This is a genomic window from Streptomyces sp. NPDC006733 (genome assembly GCF_040636125.1).
Lineage (GTDB): Bacteria > Actinomycetota > Actinomycetes > Streptomycetales > Streptomycetaceae > Actinacidiphila.
The window spans coordinates 90,438-93,027 of the sequence record NZ_JBEYJD010000037.1; the positions used below are offsets into that span (position 1 = coordinate 90,438).

General features: G+C 73.5%; 4 protein-coding genes. All 4 read right to left on the reverse strand.

Annotated features, from left to right (window positions below; genetic code table 11):
- Nucleotides 1–95 precede the first annotated feature (95 nt).
- From ABZ721_RS29350 to ABZ721_RS29365, 4 genes are read right to left on the reverse strand one after another with little or no spacing between them, the layout of a single operon-like run.
- Complete coding sequence (locus ABZ721_RS29350; protein WP_358791760.1) at nt 96–278, reverse strand: hypothetical protein; 183 nt, start codon at nt 276–278, stop codon at nt 96–98.
- A gap of 21 nt (nt 279–299) precedes the next feature.
- The gene (locus ABZ721_RS29355; protein WP_358791761.1) at nt 300–1,349 is read right to left on the reverse strand and encodes an iron-containing redox enzyme family protein; all 1,050 of its coding nucleotides are present in this window, start codon (nt 1,347–1,349) and stop codon (nt 300–302) included.
- A 2-nt stretch (nt 1,350–1,351) separates the two neighbouring features.
- A complete protein-coding gene (locus ABZ721_RS29360) occupies nt 1,352–1,609 on the reverse strand; it encodes a CDGSH iron-sulfur domain-containing protein (protein ID WP_358791762.1) in 258 nt (85 codons plus the stop codon).
- Nucleotides 1,593–2,282: a HemK2/MTQ2 family protein methyltransferase gene (locus ABZ721_RS29365; RefSeq protein WP_358791763.1), complete on the reverse strand. Its 690-nt coding sequence runs from the start codon at nt 2,280–2,282 to the stop codon at nt 1,593–1,595. The genes ABZ721_RS29360 and ABZ721_RS29365 overlap by 17 nt, the downstream gene beginning before the upstream one ends.
- Between the last annotated feature and the right edge of the window lie 308 nt (nt 2,283–2,590).

Genomic DNA, 2,590 nt, shown 5'->3' on the forward strand with positions numbered 1-2,590 from the left:
CTGTATCATGCCTGCCCTCCCTCGCCCGGGGGGGGGGGGGGGGGGGGGGGGGCGGCGCGCCCCCCCCCCCCCCCCACCGCTGCGTGTGCCGAGGGTCAGTCCGGCGGTTCCACCGCCTGCGGGGAGTCGGCCTGGCGGCCGGTGTCGGCCTCCGGCGCCGCCTCCGGGGCGTCGTCGCGCGACCGCTCGCCGTCGGCGGGGTCCGCCGCCTGCTGGGTCGGCAGCTCGCGGGGCACACTCTCGCCTTCGCCAGGTGTCTCGGTGCGGCGTTCATCCATGAAGAAGTCCTCTCGGTGGGGTCACGGCGTGGGCGTGACGGGGTGGAGCGGGGTGCGCAGGGCCGTGCGGTCGTTGCGCCAGGCGTCCAGGAGGAGGGCGCCGAGGCGGTCCTCCAGGAAGTTGGTGCTCTCGATACCGAAGGCGATGTCGGCTTCGAGGTGCGGTTCGTCGGCCAGCAGACCGCCGATGACCTCCCGCCGGACCACCTGCTCGTGGACGGCGTCGGCCTCGACGTGCTCGTCGTAGAAGCGCTCCGCCGCCGGCCCCGCTCCTGTGCGGCGCATCGCCTGCGCCAGCCGGCGCGAGCCCGGCGAGGAGGTCACCTCGACGGCGGCGAAGTGGCCCACCAGCGCGCCGCGCAGGCCGCGGTGCAGGCCGAACAGCGACATCTGGTTGACCGTCGCGAGGACCGCCGCGGGGGCCGCGTCGAGGTAGTGGCCGTACCCGGTGTCCAGGCCGAGGTCCTGCATGAGGTCGGCGTACAGGCGCGCGTGCACGTTCAAGGCACGGCCGGCGCCGAACTCGTCGAACTCGATCGCGGCCATCGCGGCCTTGGCCCGGCCGTACAGCCGCGGCAGCACCCACGCGTGCGGGTCGGCCTCCTTGAGGTGGTACAGGGACCGCAGCGCCGCGTACTCGCGCACCTGCTCCAGCGAGCCGTTGCGCTGCAGGTGGTGGCTGACCCCGGCATCCTCGTCGTCCGCGACCACCGGTTCGACCAGCAGACCCGCCAGCGCCTCGTCCGCGCTGGTCACGGGAGCGGAGTCGGAGCGCAGGGCGTCGAGGAAACGCCGCTCCAGAGCGCCGCGCAGCCGCAGGAGTTCCGGGTCCCACTCCCGGTCGTCGTCCACGTCCGCGAAGCCCTGGTAGTGGAGTTCGTACAGCACGTACAGGGCCAGCTGGAGATCGTCGCCGTACGGCTCCGCCTCCGGCACGCTCGCGAAGCAGGACAGCTCGGAGCGGCCCGAGGCCAGTGCGGAGATGACCTCCCCGGACAGCACGCCCCGTGCCGCCGGCAGGGCGGGGCGCACACTGCGCGGCTCGCGGTAGACCGTGGTTGTCGTCGTCATCGTCATCGGTTGACCTCGTCGGCGGAGGCGGTGGACGCCCCCGCCGCACCCTTCTTCTCGTCCGGCTTCGTACGGCGCCGGTGGCTGGTGTCGCACCACGGATAGGTCCGGCTGCGCCGACAGGTGCAGATCGCGGCGACGAAACGGTCCGACGTCGCGACGCTCCCGTCCTCCGCGACGACCTCCACCGGGCCCTCCACCAGCAACGGGCCCTCGGGGTCGACCGTGATGCGGCGTGCTCGCTCAGGCGTGTTCGGCACGGATGATCACCAACTCCTCGCGGTCCTCGCCGACGCCCAGCAGACCGCGTTCGCGCAACCACGGCAACCGGGACCGCAGGACCGGCCCGAAGGGCACGAGCGCGCGCTCGTGGACGGTCGCGCGCATGCCCGCGCGCTCCAGTCGCCGCAGCGTCTCCCCGGCATCGCACAGACCCGAGTGCACCAGCAGCAACGCGCCCTGCGGGCGGACCACCCGGGGGGCCACGTCGCAGATCCGGTCGACCAGGGCCCGGCCGTCGTGGCCCGCGTCCCAGGCGCGCGCCGGTCCGTGCCGGGGCACCGCGGCGTCCGGGGCCGGCACGTAGGGCGGATTGCTGAGCACCAGGTCGTAGGAGCGGTGGGAGACGGCCGTGGTCAGGTCGCCGCGCCGCACCGTCACCCGCTGACGGCTCAGGAAGGCGTTCAGCCGGGCGGTCAGCACCGCCCGGCGGGCGATGTCGACAGCCGTGACGCGGCCGCCCAGCTGCGCCGCCCGTACCGCCAGGGCCCCGCTGCCGGTGCCCAGGTCCAGGACATCGGCGCCCGGCCGGATCCGCTCCCGGTCCAGGGCCGCCATCAGGAACCGCGTGTCGTGCTGAGGGACGTACACGCCCGGCAGAGTCACCATCCGCGCCGTGGGTCCCGGCGCCAGCAACGGCAGGTCGACGGTCATGAATATCCTCCGCTCAGGAACAACCACGAGAGCGAACCGAACTCGTAGCCAACTCTCCGCGCACTCACCGACAACCGCCACGGGAGGCGTGACACTCCGTGACGGGTCGCTGCAACTGTGCTACGCGGGGCCTCGTGGCCTCCGTGTTGCTCGACTGCCCCATACGCCACAAAGCACACACATGACCTGGTAGAACGCCGCACCCTTCGGTGCACAGGAGCCGCCGCTCCCGGCTCCGGCGCACGCGACGGCGGCCCACCGGACGTATCCGGTGGGCCGCCGTCGTGACGCTGTGCGGTCTGTCAGCC